Origin of the sequence: Paenibacillus sp. NRS-1760 (assembly GCF_050467785.1) — a bacterium.
Lineage (GTDB): Bacteria > Bacillota > Bacilli > Paenibacillales > Paenibacillaceae > Pristimantibacillus.
In genome coordinates, this window is sequence record NZ_JBITPK010000011.1 from 1 (window position 1) to 16,668 (window position 16,668).

At 41.3% G+C, this 16,668-nt stretch carries 16 protein-coding genes and 4 pseudogenes; 4 read left to right on the forward strand and 16 right to left on the reverse strand.

Going from position 1 to position 16,668, the window contains the following annotated elements; genetic code table 11:
• Positions 1-17: 17 nt before the first annotated feature.
• Positions 18-485 (reverse strand): hypothetical protein, encoded by a 468-nt coding sequence (locus tag ACIFSR_RS13695; protein ID WP_430057852.1) that lies wholly within the window; start codon positions 483-485, stop codon positions 18-20.
• Between the two features lie 137 nt (positions 486-622).
• On the reverse strand, positions 623-1,114 hold the full coding sequence (locus ACIFSR_RS13700; RefSeq protein WP_430057853.1) for a hypothetical protein: 492 nt from the start codon (positions 1,112-1,114) through the stop codon (positions 623-625).
• Positions 1,115-1,237: 123 nt separating this feature from the next.
• On the opposite strand from ACIFSR_RS13700, the pseudogene ACIFSR_RS13705 reads away from it, so the two are divergent.
• Positions 1,238-2,129 (forward strand): annotated as a pseudogene (locus ACIFSR_RS13705) (transposase); the annotation flags it as partial.
• 239 nt (positions 2,130-2,368) lie between these two features.
• Here the strand turns inward: ACIFSR_RS13705 and ACIFSR_RS13710 are convergent.
• Positions 2,369-2,815, reverse strand: coding sequence for a hypothetical protein (locus ACIFSR_RS13710; protein WP_339203227.1), 447 nt, complete (start codon positions 2,813-2,815; stop codon positions 2,369-2,371).
• A 722-nt stretch (positions 2,816-3,537) separates the two neighbouring features.
• Here ACIFSR_RS13710 and ACIFSR_RS13715 point away from each other — a divergent pair.
• Positions 3,538-3,609 (forward strand): annotated as a pseudogene (locus ACIFSR_RS13715) (IS3 family transposase); the annotation flags it as partial.
• 228 nt (positions 3,610-3,837) lie between these two features.
• A complete protein-coding gene (locus ACIFSR_RS13720) occupies positions 3,838-4,005 on the forward strand; it encodes a hypothetical protein (protein WP_430057855.1) in 168 nt (55 codons plus the stop codon).
• 263 nt (positions 4,006-4,268) lie between these two features.
• On the opposite strand, the gene ACIFSR_RS13725 is transcribed toward ACIFSR_RS13720, so the two are convergent.
• From ACIFSR_RS13725 to ACIFSR_RS13755, 7 genes are all read right to left on the reverse strand, one after another.
• Entirely contained in the window at positions 4,269-4,472 is a 204-nt protein-coding gene (locus ACIFSR_RS13725; RefSeq protein WP_339203229.1) for a hypothetical protein, read from the reverse strand.
• Positions 4,469-5,575 carry a GerAB/ArcD/ProY family transporter gene (locus ACIFSR_RS13730; protein WP_430057857.1) on the reverse strand — a complete coding sequence of 369 codons (1,107 nt, stop codon included), beginning with the start codon at positions 5,573-5,575 and terminating at the stop codon, positions 4,469-4,471. Before ACIFSR_RS13730 ends, ACIFSR_RS13725 begins: the two co-directional genes overlap by 4 nt.
• A complete protein-coding gene (locus tag ACIFSR_RS13735) occupies positions 5,572-6,756 on the reverse strand; it encodes a Ger(x)C family spore germination protein (protein WP_430057858.1) in 1,185 nt (394 codons plus the stop codon). Before ACIFSR_RS13735 ends, ACIFSR_RS13730 begins: the two co-directional genes overlap by 4 nt.
• The gene (locus ACIFSR_RS13740; protein WP_430057860.1) at positions 6,753-8,252 is read right to left on the reverse strand and encodes a spore germination protein; all 1,500 of its coding nucleotides are present in this window, start codon (positions 8,250-8,252) and stop codon (positions 6,753-6,755) included. The genes ACIFSR_RS13735 and ACIFSR_RS13740 overlap by 4 nt, the downstream gene beginning before the upstream one ends.
• A gap of 234 nt (positions 8,253-8,486) precedes the next feature.
• Positions 8,487-8,708: a hypothetical protein gene (locus ACIFSR_RS13745; RefSeq protein ID WP_430058054.1), complete on the reverse strand. Its 222-nt coding sequence runs from the start codon at positions 8,706-8,708 to the stop codon at positions 8,487-8,489.
• Positions 8,709-9,152: 444 nt separating this feature from the next.
• Positions 9,153-9,821 carry a DNA alkylation repair protein gene (locus tag ACIFSR_RS13750; RefSeq protein WP_430057861.1) on the reverse strand — a complete coding sequence of 223 codons (669 nt, stop codon included), beginning with the start codon at positions 9,819-9,821 and terminating at the stop codon, positions 9,153-9,155.
• A gap of 262 nt (positions 9,822-10,083) precedes the next feature.
• On the reverse strand, positions 10,084-10,632 hold the full coding sequence (locus ACIFSR_RS13755) for a DUF3221 domain-containing protein (RefSeq protein WP_430057863.1): 549 nt from the start codon (positions 10,630-10,632) through the stop codon (positions 10,084-10,086).
• Positions 10,633-10,730: 98 nt separating this feature from the next.
• On the opposite strand from ACIFSR_RS13755, the pseudogene ACIFSR_RS13760 reads away from it, so the two are divergent.
• Positions 10,731-11,012: pseudogene (locus ACIFSR_RS13760) on the forward strand (transposase); the annotation flags it as partial.
• 391 nt (positions 11,013-11,403) lie between these two features.
• Here the strand turns inward: ACIFSR_RS13760 and ACIFSR_RS13765 are convergent.
• The 6 genes and pseudogenes from ACIFSR_RS13765 to ACIFSR_RS13790 all read right to left on the reverse strand — a co-directional run bounded on the left by ACIFSR_RS13765 (position 11,404) and on the right by ACIFSR_RS13790 (position 16,660).
• A complete protein-coding gene (locus ACIFSR_RS13765; RefSeq protein WP_430057864.1) occupies positions 11,404-11,751 on the reverse strand; it encodes a hypothetical protein in 348 nt (115 codons plus the stop codon).
• A 66-nt stretch (positions 11,752-11,817) separates the two neighbouring features.
• Positions 11,818-13,029 (reverse strand): MFS transporter, encoded by a 1,212-nt coding sequence (locus ACIFSR_RS13770; RefSeq protein WP_430057866.1) that lies wholly within the window; start codon positions 13,027-13,029, stop codon positions 11,818-11,820.
• A gap of 22 nt (positions 13,030-13,051) precedes the next feature.
• A complete protein-coding gene (locus ACIFSR_RS13775; protein ID WP_076269362.1) occupies positions 13,052-13,495 on the reverse strand; it encodes a MarR family winged helix-turn-helix transcriptional regulator in 444 nt (147 codons plus the stop codon).
• 360 nt (positions 13,496-13,855) lie between these two features.
• Positions 13,856-15,105 (reverse strand): annotated as a pseudogene (locus tag ACIFSR_RS13780) (IS91 family transposase).
• Between the two features lie 601 nt (positions 15,106-15,706).
• Positions 15,707-16,108, reverse strand: a complete 402-nt coding sequence (locus ACIFSR_RS13785) for a hypothetical protein (RefSeq protein WP_430057867.1) — start codon at positions 16,106-16,108, stop codon at positions 15,707-15,709.
• 339 nt (positions 16,109-16,447) lie between these two features.
• Positions 16,448-16,660, reverse strand: coding sequence for a DUF3006 domain-containing protein (locus ACIFSR_RS13790; RefSeq protein ID WP_430057868.1), 213 nt, complete (start codon positions 16,658-16,660; stop codon positions 16,448-16,450).
• Positions 16,661-16,668: the final 8 nt, after the last annotated feature.

The following is a 16,668-nucleotide window of genomic DNA, read 5'->3' on the forward strand; positions in this document are numbered from 1 at the left end:
AGCCTTAACAGGAATGTTTAGTTCAATGATTTGGTCGAAATTATCAATTGATTATGCTGGTCTAAGTCGTTTAATGCATCATTGACTGATTCATATGAAAAATTCCTCACAATTATTTGATTCTCAATTAAATATACATTACCATCCATATTTCGCTCTAAATAATCCATTAGCCCCGATTTCGTACAGATTGAACACCATCTCGTCTGACCATCATTAAATAAAATAGAGATCTCGATGTGTTCTAATGAATTCGCACTTGAATCCTCAACTGAATCGTCAAATTTCCAACTAACTATAACGGGTACACTAATTCCAGAACTTACGAAATAATACTTCTTAAACCACCTGGATCGGTTGTTGTCACCTTTTATTTTAAACTGTTCTTTTTCTTCATCCTCAGCTATCACTTCATATTCATTACCACGAGTCAATGCTTCTAAATAAGGACCAATGTCATTACAAACTACAATTTTACTAGTCATTTTTCACACCCTCATCGTCCTAGAACATTTATTAGTGCTCGATAATAAGTATAACTCTGAAGTCGCATGCTGCGTTAAACTGCCTGTTTGCTCAACAAGCCGCCGAACGCCGACTGCCTGTTGTTTGTAATTCTGCATCAAAAAAAACACTTCGGACATTTTAACACTTTCCTATTAATCGGTTGCCACGCTTCAAAACAGTTTGAACATAGTACCCAACCATCCTCTAATTTCTCTACTGGGAAAGAATTGTTCACTATAATTTCATCACCAAATCGACTTTCTCTTCCCATCCATTCGGAGACTTCGCGATATAACATTTTACGACAGACAAATACATTGCCATCGAGATTTATCGTTATTTCAGGAGTTTCATTGGCTTTAGAAATATGAATTGTACCAAAAGAATTATATATTTCGTAATTCAATTTAGGTAAGTTCATTTCGACAACATCACCTAGAAGGAGTTCGACAGCGGATGGTTTTTCCCATTGACGTTGAATAAGGATTCTCATATTGTACTTAAAGCCGCAAACCATTGATAAAAGTTTATCAATATATGCGTCATTTATTAAGTGGAATTCCTTAATTAAACCATCATGAAATCCATTGACAGAATCAAAAAACAATCCATCTCTTCTTGTGTTTTTATTTCAATATAACTTTCAACGGAATCCTGGATTGCCATGTTTCCACCTCTTTTTTTGGAGAGTAACGCTTATCACTGTCTTCTTTCTATACAATTATTGAACAAAACCAGCTTACGCAAAGTGAAAACAGATATCGCGGACGCCTATCATCTAGGGGAATTGTTCTACAAAGAAGAATTAGAACCGTACAAAAAACGAGGACAATTTATGATGAATCTACGCTATCTGACAAGGCAGTTTGATTCTCTAACTGATATGTATGTGCAAGTGAAGCTGCAGTTTCAAGCTGTCCTTGACCAAGTCTTTCCGGAATACCGTGGCGTGTTTGGTGACCTGTACTCGAAGGTATCCCTTCGTTTTCTGGCTCTTCATCCTACCTCTTCCGCGGTGCTGACTAAGTCTCTGAATGACATAACAGCGACGATCCAGTCTCTTACTGGACGGTCGAATTCCGCATGGGCGCTTGATCGCGCGCTGAAACTAACAGCTGCCGCGGAGCGAAACCCTTTCAAGGAAACTGCTTTTTCAAGCCATCTCATCTCGCTGGAGCTGCTCATTAATCTGCTTCTACAGTACCAAGAGCACCTAGTAAACCTCGACTAGTCCATAGATGCTCTGGCTGCAGAATTGCTGCAACAATACTTGCATAAGTCGGAGAAATCGATCGATTTGATCATGCAAAAAAGCTCGTTGCATTTGCCGGTGTCGACCCAAGCGTCTTCTCTTCCGGCAAGTTTACAGCAACCCGAAATAGGATTACCAAACGCGGTTCCAGAAGGCTTCGAACAACCTTGTATCTGTCCGTACGATGCGGTCTGCGGAGCTCGCGCAACCAAAAACTCCGAGCCTTTTACGATAAAAAGCGTGCCGAGGGCAAGCCGTTTAAAGTGGCTATATTGCCTGTGTAAAAAAGCTATTTCACTGGATTTTCGCGATTCTTACCCATAAGGAAGCATTTCGATTGATCAAATCAGGAAAAAAATATCCTGCTTAGGAAAACCTCCCCATCCGCCAATGAATGGTTTTTTGGCATGCTCTTTTTTCAGTATAACATCATGGACTTTATCCATTAAGTTTTAAATATTGACAAGCTATTAGCTAGAATAGTTCAATAATTGAGATGAACGGTATGTCCTATGCTTATATATCCATAAACATTGGCATTTACAAAGACAAATAGATAATACTGTGCAATAAAAAAGCGCCCAATTATGGGCGCATTTTTATAACATGTTATAACGTAATTGAAATAAGGTCACGATCCAGAACGATGTTACCATCTTGTGGTACATCCCCAGCTACTCCGAAATGGTTAACAATAACATTTGAAGTAGCTGAAAGGATGATAACTACTTCATAGTGATCGTTGACACCTGCGAGATTTGTATTGAAAAATCTAAGGGAATTGGCTGGTATGGTAACGGTGTTGTTACCAATTCTTACTGGTGAATTAGTATCCCAATTAAAGACCATAACGGTTGCGGTTATCGGTGAAGATCTCCGATTCATGACTTCGGTATGGGCAAATGTTGTACTTGGATTTTTTTTGAGAACACCTGTGCTTCTAACAGTACCCGAAGTGGTGTTTTTCACCCGAACTTGCTTTTTTAACTGAGTGTTCAATTTTTTCTTCATCGCGCTGGTCTTTACTACTCTCTTAGCTGATGTTTTAATTTTCACTATATCATCTCCTATATTGGGAATAATATAGTATACAGAAAATTGATAGATTTGTTTGTGCGGTATTACTAGTAGATAAGCCCTTTTAATAGAATTGAAAAACGTACTTTTCATTGTACATGAGTGGATATCAATACACACTTATAGACAGTATGGTCCGAATACGACGGCAGCCATGGTTCGTATTATGGTTCAACTAGATTGATCCTTATACCGTAACCTTTAGGAGATAGTTCACTTAATGAGCAATAAAAAATAGCCACCTGGAAGGGTGGCTCGCACTCAAAAAGAGTGCAAAAGTATAGATAGGAGTGGAGAGTCCTGTCCTGAACCTGTAGCTTTTTAGTGTTACACACATTCATATCTCTCTACATGATTTAAGCAAGTTAACGGCGATGATGCCAATCCATTTACATTTGCGAGAAGTTAATTATTTCATTCCAATTCATGACCAGAAATGCATTGTCTATCTGGAGTACGACTCGTAGTCGGAAGCCCCTAATAGCTCCGTCGCTTGTGCCTTTAATGCATGGTTCAAAACGGTCTCGAGCAAGGCAAAAAAAAGCACAATGCCGAAAAAAAGGGTAATTTTTCGGACTGTGCTTCCGCCATTCATGTTAATATATTCCTTTCACATTATCAGACTTCAATAAAGTTAGCTAGTGTAGCAGTATTTCATGATTAATTGGTTTAATTTTAGATTTATTCAACTTTAGTTAGCCTCACGCATCAAGTCAAAATTAAAAGGCATGAGCCCGGTACAATATCGAGCCCATACCCATCAGGTTGCCTAAAAAACATGTCTAACTTTATGGGTCACTTCATATGTTGGCTGCCGTTTCTAATTTTCAATGAGCAATCGTTCTCCATTATTAATAAACGCTGCTTAGTGGTGCTGTAACAGGGAAATATAGTTTAAAAAAGCTGGGTTATCTGGGCTGCACCTTATACTACCTTAATCAAATGAATTGCCGGAACTGGAAGAACGATACCATCTTCTTACCGACCATAGCGTCTCCCATTTGGAGCAATTGTTTGAAGAGGGCATACAAGCCTGGTCGATCCGCAGGGATGTGGACGCTCCTCTATTGGCTTCCACCATCACTCATGTTATGACAGGAACACTTAAGCGGCTGACCATACGAAGTGATATTTATCAACAGGAAAGCAAGTTCGTCGAGTCCGATTAGGTTGTGAAATACTTATTCAGTTTCCTGAATGATTACTTAGCTTATCCCTGCAAGAAAAGCGACTATGTCCGAACAAAAATAATCTCGAATCACCTTGAAATAATCAAGGGGTACGAGATTGTTTAGTCGGTTTGTATTCTATACACTAGTTTGATGTGCTAATCGAGTCTGCTACTTTGAATGGAGCGAGCACCGAACAAAAAGCGGAATTCCGTAAGCTAAGCCATACCATTACCTCTGATGACAGCTACGCTTTTACTACTCTATACACCCATCCAATCAATGAGTTTGGCGATCCACTGATACGGGTTGAATTGTCGCTCTAAGAATATGCTTATCCAGTCTGCAAAACCCAGCAAAACGATCGTCACAAACAACCCAATTTCTCTCGCGTTTTTTTTCTTTTGAACCATAACAGAGATGCAAATACCCAAAGCTATAGCAACGGAAAGAATGAACCAGATCACGATGAAGAACCTGCCTTTTCTTTTCCCAGGCTTTGTTTCATCCAAGTTAAAAAAAGAAGCAACGAAGGGAAAATAATGCCGAAAAGTGACATATATTCAAAAGCATATCGTTTGTCAATTTCTATATTTTCCAGAACGTTGTCGAATCCCAACGCGAGTCCGGAAATTAACAAAATAAGCGAAATCGCAAGCCATGATCTATCGTTCACGCGAAATAATTGGCATAGTCCCAGCACAGCGCCATAATAAGCAACGGACAGTTTAATAAAAATAGCAACCAATAAAATAAGCGCAATGGTCGATTCCAGATTTTCGAAAAACGATCCGATATGAAGCTCTTGCACAATCACAAACAAAGGGTATGTATCATGAGAAGAACGAGTAACTCCAAGCACTCCTATCGTAAAAAAAACAATTAAACTGAGCAACAATGTAGCAACCACAACTCCTAGTAAAAAGCTAACATTCCTTCTGCTTCGGACATATGGTAACAGCATCATAAAGACGATAGATTCCATAAAAGGAAAACCGAGTATGGACCGGGTCTCTTTCATCGTCGTCCATACGTTCATTCGAAACATACCTTGAAAACGATCCCAATTCCATTCGGAAAGCGCAACAAAGAATATAAATAAAAATACCAGAGTAATGAGAGGTAACAATAATTCTGTTGCTCTTGCAATCGTCTCTACCCCCTTGATAACAGCATAACAAATAATGAGGAGAAACATGACATGGAATACGGTTATAGGTGTTAGGGGAAATAGGGTTTGCTTCATAAAATCGCCAAGATTTCTAGTGATTAAAGCGGAAACATGCACAAAGTACCCTATATATAGTAGCGCGATCAGCCCGCCGATTACCTTTCCGGCTGCATGGGTACAAATCTGGACGATTGTAAGTCCGGGGTAATGATTAGCTAGCTTTATCCAGATAAAGGACATAACCACACCAGCAGCTCCTGCCCATATCGGAACGATCCAAGCGTCTTGCTTTGCCATGGCGATTAGTCCAGCGGGGCGAAAAAAAAATGAAGTCCCGAGCAAATAACCGATTACCAAAATAAAAAATTGCCAAGCGCTTATTTGACCTTTCTCCATCATTTAACCCCCTTATACGGATTTATGATTTCGCCAATATCGGTAATCTTGCTCTTTACGGAAAACTGAAACTTCGTTTGATTCCAAGCATTTTTCTGCTTTTGTACGGCCTTCCACTCTTTGCCACGTTTATACTTGATTTTGTCCTCCAAGCCAAACAAGTCCCATTCTTTTCTTATCGTATCCTGATAAAAATCGGTTGTTTTTTCTTGAACCTGCCTGTTAAAAGCTTCTATGATTTCGGTTAGATTTTCTAAGGTTAAGTCCTTCTTTTGTTCATTGTTTATAATGACGAGACGGGTACTTATATCGACTTTCCAAACTGGCACCCCAGAAACGATGTACAGGTGATTGTGGACTTTCAGTTTGGTTGCTTGAAGATCAACCTTGCGACCATTTACCGTCAACGACTCAAAAAATAAATTGCTTTCCCCTTTCAATAAAATGTAATAAGCCATTTGCTTCAATTTCAATTTCCCAATCATTCGGTCATGCTTAAAAACAGCGCCGCCGCTCAATATGAGGTTCCCCTGGTTTGCATTGATCTGTTCATATCGGTCTGTCGTGGACAACAGCTTTGATCCGCTAATGCTCAGCATAGGCATCACAGTTAGTATCGAAGATTCCATATTTTCCACCAGATCTTTGACACGTGACTTCTTGCTCACTCTCCCAGTTGATTCGGACTGGATCTCAATCAGAGAACGGAGGTAACGTCCCGGCAGTCTCTCTAACGAGGTATATGTCATCATCACATCTGAAAGCGGCGAATCCGTAATGAATAAGTAGAGATTGGAGCGCCTATTATACATCCTCTCATAAAAGTTGAGAAATGGATTCAAGCCCTGTCTGGCATATCGTTCGGTAATAATTTCCGACTGGTACTGATCGGGAAACAGCTTCCGCGGTAAGATATCGGCCGTTTTAATCCCTAACTCTGCTATGCTGGACGCCTGAACTCTATACGTATAAACTGGGGACTTGATACCTCCCCCCTTCTGGGTAGCAATCGCCTCTGGATTAGCAATTTGATAATAGACAATCTGTTTATGGGTGTTCGGGTCCATATCTGCTCCTACCAGCTCTCCGATAGCCAATTGATTAATTTCAACCTTATCCCAACATCCAGTTAAGCAGCATAAACAAACTCCGATCATAATGTTCTTCCTTGTGAACCATTTCATGAGCTTCCCCTTTGCTTTCTCCTTGTTTGATTTATTTGAGGATAAGTTTTCATCCATGGCCGAGGTACTCTAATAAGGAGATCTTTCCAGTCAGATAAGGAGGTCGGAGCAACTGGAGAAAGATAAGGGACCCCGAACGATTTAATCGAAGCTAAATGCACCACGGTAAAGAGCACGCCGCATAATAAACCGAAAAATCCCATAAAACCTGCGAGCGCCATGTAGAAAAATTGAAGCAGCCGTTGTGTTATACCGAAACTATAGGATGGTGCAACAAAATTGGAGATCGCCGTAACCGCTACAACAATAACCATTGCGGCCGAAACGAGCCCTGCTGAAACTGCCGCTTCTCCCAATACCAACGCGCCAACAATGGAAATGGCCTGTCCAGCGATCCTAGGCATTCGAAGACCTGCTTCGCGTAACACTTCAAACATGACCATCATGATGATCGCTTCAACAAAAGCGGGAAAAGGGACCCCTACCCTCTGTGCTGAGAGGTTGATTAATAGAGAATGTGGAAGGAACTCCTGATGAAAGGATACGACGGCAATGTAGAGAGAAGGAACGAATACGGACAGCATAAAAGAGAGCATTCGCAGCCAGCGCAGGAGAGTGGCGATATTAGCTCTTTGATAATAATCTTCCGGTGCAATAAAGAATTGAAAGAAAGTGACCGGACCGACCAACGCGTCTGGAGTTCCATCCACGAGCACACCAACCCGTCCTTCCAACAGGTGAGACGCCATAACATCTGGCCGTTCTGTTTTCAACAGAGTAGAAAAAGGGGAAATGGTTTTATCCTGAATCCACTCTTCTACATAAGTGCTGTCCAAAATACTATCGATCTGGATCGAACGGACGCGTTTTCGGAATTCGTCTACTACTGCTACAGGGGCAAGACTCCCCAGGTAGAGTAAACTGACTTTCGTTTCCGTTTCCGTACCGATTATGAACTGCTCAATCCGAAAATGAATGTTTTTGATTCGTTTGCGTAGGAGAGATAAGTTGACAGCAATATCTTCTGTAAACCCTTCCTGCGGTCCTTGAACAGTAGATTCTATCAAGGGCTCCGTTACGTTTCGGTGAGGTGTCATGGACGCATCAAGCAACAGCACATGGCGTGACTTAGAGATAACTAACAAACATTTTCCCTTCAGCAAACTTTGAACACAGCGGTGAAAATCTGTGGTAAATGAAATAGAACTAAAGGGAATTCGGCTTTGTAACGTGTTGATGATGTTCTCCGATGAATCCAACTCGCTGTAGATGGGCTCTTCGGATAAGAAGTGAAGTAATTCATGTTCAATTTTATTTTTATCGACTAATGTTTCAATAAAAACACAAAAACCGTGAAGATTTTTTGATAAAGTAAAAGTGTGTATCACTAGATCAGGCGGATTGTGTAGGATGTCCTTTATTTGGTTAACAAAAGTTTTTGGATTGTTACCATCAAAGATAGGATAATCGGTCTGATTCGAATCGTTTTTTAGCATCCGCAAACTCCTCATTTTTACATTGCATTATCCCAGTATTACCATTAGGGTATTGAATATGCACCCCTAAGGAACGGGTGATTTGTATTTCGATGAATCCATAACGTACGTCAAAGGGTTTCAATGTAATTTACGAGTTTGAAAATAAGAGAGAGCTTCCTCCTCTTCCTCGAAACATCAAACCCTATGAATGCATGACAAAGGAATGAAGCGAAGTGATGATTTATTTATTGTTCATGTACAGAAAAGTATCCGGATTTCAACAATGCGACATATGATATCAGAATGCGGTAGATATGTTTCTTCATATGCAAAACGAAAGAGGGAACGAACAAAACGAATGCGGTGCCCTAGACTGCTTGGCTTCAATCGATCGGACTGCTGAGCTAGGTTTTCCTTAAGCAGAATCAAAGTTATTTCAGAGATATCTAAATCCCCGAGTTCCGTAACCAGCATCTTGAGCTGCAGGGCATAGGCTTTCAATGTATTTGGACTAAACCCTTGGATTCGCTTATCCGTTTCATATTGACGTCATAGTTCACTTAATATCATAATAAAACCTCCTATTAGAGCAATTAATACTAGTTTGCTTCTAATAGAAGGTTTTAGACTAATTTATTCAATTAGCGTTACCCGATTGTTGAACATCACATTAGTCTTTTGAATAGTATTATTGTACTGCGCAGCTGGAAAGTGTTCTTCTTAAAGATAAGTGCCCCTACTGATCAAAAAGAGATAGTGAGCTAATCATTTACATCTTCCTTGCATATTTCACCAACTAGCTGCCATAACGCGTTGTTTTCTTTATTTTTTCGGTCCAAGCCTATTACAATTTTTATAATTAAGGATTTGAATTCCTTTATTTTTTACATTAATCCTTAACAAATTTTTCAAAGGTAACTAATTATTTTGTCGTTTGTTAACTTCAATCGTAATGAACTCCGGTAAATAGCTGGGAGTACATCCTTTTGCTACTATTTCATCCTTGTAAAGACCCGCTTTCTCACCAAGTTTAATACAACGTGCACGATTCTTTTCATCATAAACGCCTATCCAACCTGCGGTGAAATTCATAGCCCATTGAACTTCCGGTTCTTCCTGCGTAATATTAGCTTCTAATGTAGATAGTAAGTCTGCGGTGTCATCAGGCGGTGTTTGTCCAGTCCATCTCAATCGCGCTTGATAATACCAGAAAGCTCGCCTTTGAAGAGCAGAAGGGCTATTTTCCCATGACTCCATCAATGCAATTGTCTTCTTGTCTTTGGTGAGCTGATTAGCCATTAACCAATCCATTAAGTTATTTCGCTTATCAAAAGTGTGAGTCTGCATATCCTTATCAAGCTTATTTAGCACTTCTTGTGAAAGAAGTTTTTTATCCATAATTAAGATTGCTAATAGTCTGGGCAAAAACTCTTCGGTTGACCAAAGTTCCATAGCTAGTTCGTGATCTTTTTTAATGTCCTTTGCGATTTTTCGTAAGTCGCCTAGCTTAGTTTTACTATTGATCTGAGGTAGAATGTTTTCTGTTTTTGAAGAACGTTTTATTTCTGCACCTTTATTTTCATTCATTTTATACAACTCCTTTATTAAAGCACTGTTTCATAATATGTCCTTGATGGGATATATCAAGAACTTAATTTCGTTATAAGTCTTATTGCAGTGGTGTGCCTCCAAAGTTTACCTTTTTAATATTCTAACATTATTAAAGCTTTCTCCAACTGCCGCCAGTCTAATACTATTTTTTCTCTGGATAGCGACAGCCAAGGACGAGAAAATAGAATCCTAGACTGTCGCTGTTCCATTGAACTAACGTTACCCGTTAGTTTAACGATTATCTATCAGGTACTTGTATAGTAAGCTCTTCTAATGAGCCATCTGTAATCATTGCACTTTTGTATCTTAGAGTCCATACCGCTGATTTTTCATCATAATTCACTTCTTTGACAACAAGGATGTTAACATTTGAAATGTCTTTATTTGTAAGTGCTTTACGTATTATTTCGTCAGGAGAAAGTATTGCTTTTTCAGGTTTTTTTATTTCGGCAATCTTGACCTTCGCCGCCTTTCCCTGACCAGGGTAAGAAGTAGCCAATTCACCCTCAAACCATACATGAACGATTTCTCCTACTTTCACATCTGAAGGGATGTTTGAAACCCATACTGCGTCGTAGAACTCTTTCCTTGTTTGGTTTATTTCTTTACTGAAGGAACTAACTACTAATGCTCTTTGATTTTCAATCTTCGTAATATAGCCAATAAATTCAGGTGAATTGGATTGATTAGTTTCGGATAAAGAGGATTGCTTTGATTCAATTTTGGCGTTACAAGCACTAAGAAAAAGTGATGTAAACAAAAGGAATAACATAAAAATCTGTTTCATTTGGCAACCTCCTTGCTTTTTTACACAATCGACGTTGTAATCATTTGATATGTTGCTATTGATTAGCACTATCCTGCCCGTTCGTATTATGAGGTCACCAGAAGCTCGTTGTAATTGCCGGTGTCGACCCTAGCGACTTCTCTTCCGGCAAGTTTACAGCAACCCGAAATAGGATTACCAAACGCGGTTCCAGAAGACTTCGAACAACCTTAAATCTAGCCATACGATGCGGCCTGCGCAGCTCACGCAACCAAAAACTCCGAGCCTTTTACGATAAAAAGCGTGCCGATGGCAAGCCGTTTAAAGTGGCTGTTATTGCCTGTGTAAATAAGCTCATTCACTGGATTTTCGCGATTCTTACCCATAAAGAAGCATTTCGTCTGACCTTATCAGGAAACACTATCCTGCTTAGGAAATCTTCTCCATCCACCTATGGATGGTTATTTGGCATGCTCTTTTTTCAGTATAACATCATAGGCTTATCCATTAAGTTTTAAATATTGACAAGCTATTAGCTGGAATAGCTTAACGCCTGCCAGTACAGATGTACAAAATTTCTTATTTTGTGAAGATGTAAAAGGAAAAAGGAGCTGCCACGGCAGCTCCTTCATCGGTTATGGATGTCGAAAGTACTAAAGTGTATTGTTACACATTATCCTTGAGACGTTTTATGCTTGATCAAGTACTCCCAATGTCTCTAGAGATGCCATTTGTTTTTGCGCTTTAGTTACTTGATTGCGTTCGTGGTTGAATTCGTTTGATTCACTGTATTTAGCAGGAACTTCTTTGGTCTGATCTGCTTTTCCTATGGCCGTCCTCCTGCGTATGATGACTAACTGCAAGATGGGAATTATCAGGTGAAAGAACATGATCGTTGTTGCACTGTGTGGCATAACCCGACTCGACGACAGTGCTCGTACGAGAAACGATATCAAAGGCAAATATTCTTCCCAAACTGTTATAAATGAGCGTCTTGCCGTCGCGGGTCCAGTTGGGCGCTTCTATCAGATCGTCGAAATGGGATAATACCATGCGCTCCCCAGTCTGAACATTCACGGTCTCCAGCATGCTGACGACATGGCGTCCGATTATTTTCTGCGGCTGCTTTAGCGGATTCATGAATTGTCCCCTTTTCTTTCCCTGGTAAATCACCTATTATATGCGATTTACCGTCCCTGCAGGAAGTTATGTTGTTTGCCCGGCGCTTTGCTTGAATTTGTATCTGACCGCTGATAACAGCCGAACGACTATATAAAGTATCAGAAACAGGACCATGAATCCGGCCGAGATCCGGTACATGAAAGCATAATCGGACATGGATGAAACGGCACCCAAAATCAAGGCTCCGACCGCTATACCCAGATCAGTCGTATTATAGAACATGCTGTTGGCCATGCCGTACTGCTGCGGCGTGCCGGAACGAAGCATCCATGCCTGCAATGTGGGTTGAATGGACCCAAAGCCGAGTCCATATAACAGGGCGGACAAAATCAGCATCGGCATCGTTGTTGTGTAGGATAGAACCATTAGCGCAGACACAACGCTGATCGCGGCAGGGATGAGAACAGCAGCATGTCCGAAACGATCGAATATTTTGCCTGAAACGGGCCGGATAATGATCACTGCAATCGCATTGAACAAAAAGAACAGGCCGACCTGCTCCAAATGAACAGATTCCCCGAACAAGGCGATAAAGCTGAGCAGACCGCCATAGGTCACAGCCAAAATAACATTAAGCAGTCCGGGGATTAATAATTTGGCATGGAATAATTGCTTGGAAGCGGAGCCTGCTGCTGGCACTGTTTTCTTGCTGGTATCAGGCGGAATCGCCCGCGATAGCAGCAGAATGGGAAAAATAAGCAGGATGGTCGCCGTGCCAAGCATGGCAAGTGTCGTGAATCCTGCATGCTTCATCACGCTTAATCCGATAATCGGTCCAACAGACATAGCCAGACTGGTTGAAAGGCCGAAATAACCGATGCCTTCCCCCATCCTTTTGCCTGGAATAATTTGAGATACCAGCGTTGGAATAATCGTACTCGCCATTCCGAACCCGATCCCAAAACCAACCCGCATGACAAGCAGCATACCGACTGAACCCGCGGCAACAGACATTACGGTGAACAGACAAGCGGCAGCAAGTCCCGCATACAAAATCACATTGCGACGCACTTTACGCATAAGTTGGGCGGTTAATAACCGGGTAATAATTGTTGAACCAGCGAACACGCTAATGATTAGACTTACGGTCATATCGTCAGCCTGAAAAGCGGATTTCACATAGGCCGGGAAAGCGGCAAGCAGCATCTGCAAATTCAAAAACAACAGCAGGGTGCTAAGGGTCAGAATCAGAAAAGGTTTGGTCCAAAGCCTGGAACTGCTTTCTTGGGACTGCATATTTTTATGCTCCTTCCGGACATTATGATAATTGGCTCACATGATGATTAATCCGCAGAAGAAGCTTCATGATCATTTCATGCTCCTCAACCGTCATGCATTGTTTGATTTCCTGGTTTACCTGCATTTCAACCGGGAGGGTCTCCATGATCAGCGAAGCGCCTTTCTCTGTGCTGTGTACTTGAAAGGAACGTCTGTCGTTCTCCGCCATCTTGCGGCAGATCAGCCCCTTTTCTTCCAAATGATCGAGAATCCGGGTCGTCGTCGGCTTATCCTTACCCGCCAACTCAGCAATTTCCTTCTGGATCAAACCCTCTGTCTGATCGACCTGGAACAGCACCGACCACTGCTCCGTTGTAATCTCATAATCCTTAAGGCGGGTCTGAAGGACATTCGTCATCTTGCGGTACGTGATGCCCATCAAAGCACCAAGCGATCGTTCTAGCACATTTTCATTTGCCGTCATAACCATCCTCCTTCTTAATTAGTTGTTTTAACAACTATATATAGAACAACTGTTTTTGTCAACAGAAGAAGAACCGGCTAACGTCCTCCTTATCGGAGACAGGACGAAGCTTTAACCTTTCCGATAATTAAAAAACCGTCAGGGTAGATCTCCCTGACGGTCCTTTAGGTTCTGCGCACATCGGAAATGTTGTACTCATACCCGTGAATTCCTTTGTAATACTCCGCGTACATCTCTCCTCCACAATCCTCGCATGAGAATTGAGGGAGCACAAGGGGATCGCCTCCATCCATACGGTCAAAGTCCCGTACCATCTGAAGGGGAATGCGTTCTTCTCCGTTGCAGTTGAGGCATATGTACTTAACCTGCCCGTTTGTGAGTGGGTTCTTTTTTTTCGTTTTGGCTGGTTTGCGCTTCTTGGACACCGGTGAGATAACGAATCATCCTTTCTAGACAAACGTGGGTTATCCGGCAACGGACATACTTCACCCGCAATTTCCCCTCCTGTAGACAGACCTCCCCCTTGTATTCATAGTCACATTCACATTTTGGACAGACTAGTGTGCCCGACCCGTTCACGCCAGGTTCTGCGTCGGAGGATACGCCGGATTCTCACTACCCATTTCCGGCTCACCTTCTGCCAGGCACTCATCAACTTCTTGCTCACGCCCTTTGTTCACCGTGAGTAGACCCCATAGTAGCGAATCGTCTTGAAATGCTCATCCGGAATGTGCCGAATCAATCGCTTGATGAACGCTTCCACCGTCAAGCGCTCGGTCTTTTCCTCGTCGCTGGTTTTATCATGGTAGTTGAACACCACGTATTCTCCGTCATATTCCTTGATCCGTTTCCTTGCTATGGCTGGGCGCCGGATGTATCGGCCTATGTATCGCAGCTGCTCACGAATGGACCCCCGCTGTTTCGGGGCATGCACATAGAAGCCTTCAGCATTTTCCGTATACGCTTTTTGCAATCTTGCTTGAACCTGCCTCTTCTCCGCTCCGGAAAGATGACTGCGAATTAGTTTTAACACTACGACCTGCCACTGCTTGCGCAGCATCTCAAACGGTATGAAGTCGTAGGTTTTCCACTCTCCATTTTTTTCACCCCCCCATCGTCACGAGCATATGGACATGGGGATTAAAGTTCATCCTCGAACCAAATGTATGTAAGCCCACGATGACGCCAGGCGTCACCTTGAGCTTTTTTTGAAAATAATCTTATACCACGCGCACTGCTTCATCCATGTAGGCTTTGAGCAAATGGCGGTGCACCAAAAAGACATCCCACAGCCCCTCGTCTATCGTAAATACAACGTGACGATGGTGGACCTGCAGCACATCATCCAGAAGCAGCCTGCTCCATTCCTCGGTTTCCCCACAAGAGCAGGTGGTGCAAAACCGACTTTTGCACCGATACGGCACCATTTTCAGATCATGACATCCTTCGCACACCATGAGCTTGAAGCCGTTCCGCGGATCTCCACATTTCCGGAACTTCTCCACTTGTTTCAGCACGCATGGTCGTATCCGGTTACGATTCTTTTCTACAAATTGTTCCCAATGACGGTTCTCATCGAAAAATATCCGCTTTAAGATATTCGCTTCCATACCATCATTTTAACTCATCCTCCGTTTGCCTGAAAAGATATAAATTCTTTAATGTAAAAAAAACCACCCCGAAGGGTGGTCCGTACTCATGATGAGCACTATAGGATTTGGATAGGAGTGGAGAGTCCTGTCCTAAACCTGTAGCTTTTAGAGTAACGTACTTTCTTACCGTGCCTGATGCCAATCGTGCCGCTTTCAACAGCATTCAAAACCACTATTTCTTCATAATAGGAATGCTCCCTCTATGGAGAATCACTTTTCTCTCAGCTTTGCTTCAACCGTTCTGCTTGTTTTGCTAAGTATTCCTTCAACATGGTTAACGTTACATCCGTTATACTCAGGTCGCCTAGCCCCAACATCAACATTTTGTGCTGAAGCGAATATGCTTTTAGTGTTTTTGAACTGAATCCTTGAATCCGTTTATCAGCTTCATACAACCTTCATAACTCACTTAAGTTCATAAATAAAACCTCCCTTTAGAAGCTATTAAATCTAGTTTGCTTCTAAGGAGAGGTTTTAATCTGTATCTTGTATTGAACTGGCGTTTCCCGTTAGCGCAAGAGCGTAATGAATTTTTTCGTCCTGACTGAACTTTCAATTGTCACCAAATTCTCCACCAAGGTTTGTTTAATTTCTTAAATTCATTAATATCTAATTCAAAACCATCGAACTTTGTATTCGTATCAACTGCGGAAATCATCAATATATCAGCTAGTTCTTCTAATACTTCATTACTCATTCTGCAAACTGGAGTTATTAGTTCTATTATGTACTTTGAGCCCTCATCTTGTTTGATTATGGTTAACTCAAAATCAGTTTTGAATTGTGCCTCCAACCCTTTTGCTTGTTCATACAAATTAGAAACTAAATACGCCCTAATACGTCCTTTATCTCCTTTTCTTACTCCCTTATCACAAAGAGTCTGCCAAAGTTTTTTTGTAATTTCATGCTGTTTTCGTCTTTCAAGCGGGTCAATTTTCTCGATTCCAACGTAAACACTCACTAAGAATTCCCCCCGAGTCTTTAATTATTATAGAACTAAATCCGAACTTAATGATATTCGCGATAAGACTCAGCTATCCTGCCCGTTCGTATTATGGTTCAAATAGATGGATCCTTATCATAGCCTTTAGCAGATAGGTCAATTAATGAGCAATAAAAAAAGCCACCTGGAAAGGTGGCTTGCACTCAAACAGAGTGCAAAAGTATATATAGGAGTGGAGAGTCCTGTTCTAAACCTGTAGCTTTAAATGTCTATCACAAACACACAACATCCTCTAGTACTTTCTATCTGAGCCTGTAATTAATCACTGTTTTGTTTAGATTTAAATAGTTAACACTATTAATCCTCCCAAACATCTTCCATTAACTTTTTAATCTCATTTTCTCTTTGTTTAGTTGCCTTTATATCTAAAATCCATAAACCGTCCATCAGGATTACTACATCACCAGCTTTAGCATTTGAAAAAACTGTGCTTTTATTAAAATCTCTTGTTTGTCCTCCAATTTCTATGACAACACAATCACCTTCAAAACGATCAATAATTCCCCTCACCTGTAACC

Excerpts from the sequence above, each read along its gene's own strand:
- ACIFSR_RS13695 (WP_430057852.1), bottom strand. The coding sequence starts at position 485 with ATGACTAGTAAAATTGTAGTTTGTAATGACATTGGTCCTTATTTAGAA.
- ACIFSR_RS13730 (WP_430057857.1), bottom strand. The coding sequence starts at position 5,575 with ATGATGGAGAAAGGTCAAATAAGCGCTTGGCAATTTTTTATTTTGGTA.
- ACIFSR_RS13735 (WP_430057858.1), bottom strand. The coding sequence starts at position 6,756 with ATGAAATGGTTCACAAGGAAGAACATTATGATCGGAGTTTGTTTATGC.
- ACIFSR_RS13740 (WP_430057860.1), bottom strand. The coding sequence starts at position 8,252 with ATGCTAAAAAACGATTCGAATCAGACCGATTATCCTATCTTTGATGGT.
- ACIFSR_RS13745 (WP_430058054.1), bottom strand. The coding sequence starts at position 8,708 with ATGCTGGTTACGGAACTCGGGGATTTAGATATCTCTGAAATAACTTTG.
- ACIFSR_RS13750 (WP_430057861.1), bottom strand. The coding sequence starts at position 9,821 with ATGAATGAAAATAAAGGTGCAGAAATAAAACGTTCTTCAAAAACAGAA.
- ACIFSR_RS13755 (WP_430057863.1), bottom strand. The coding sequence starts at position 10,632 with ATGAAACAGATTTTTATGTTATTCCTTTTGTTTACATCACTTTTTCTT.
- ACIFSR_RS13765 (WP_430057864.1), bottom strand. The coding sequence starts at position 11,751 with ATGAATCCGCTAAAGCAGCCGCAGAAAATAATCGGACGCCATGTCGTC.
- ACIFSR_RS13770 (WP_430057866.1), bottom strand. The coding sequence starts at position 13,029 with ATGCAGTCCCAAGAAAGCAGTTCCAGGCTTTGGACCAAACCTTTTCTG.
- ACIFSR_RS13775 (WP_076269362.1), bottom strand. The coding sequence starts at position 13,495 with ATGACGGCAAATGAAAATGTGCTAGAACGATCGCTTGGTGCTTTGATG.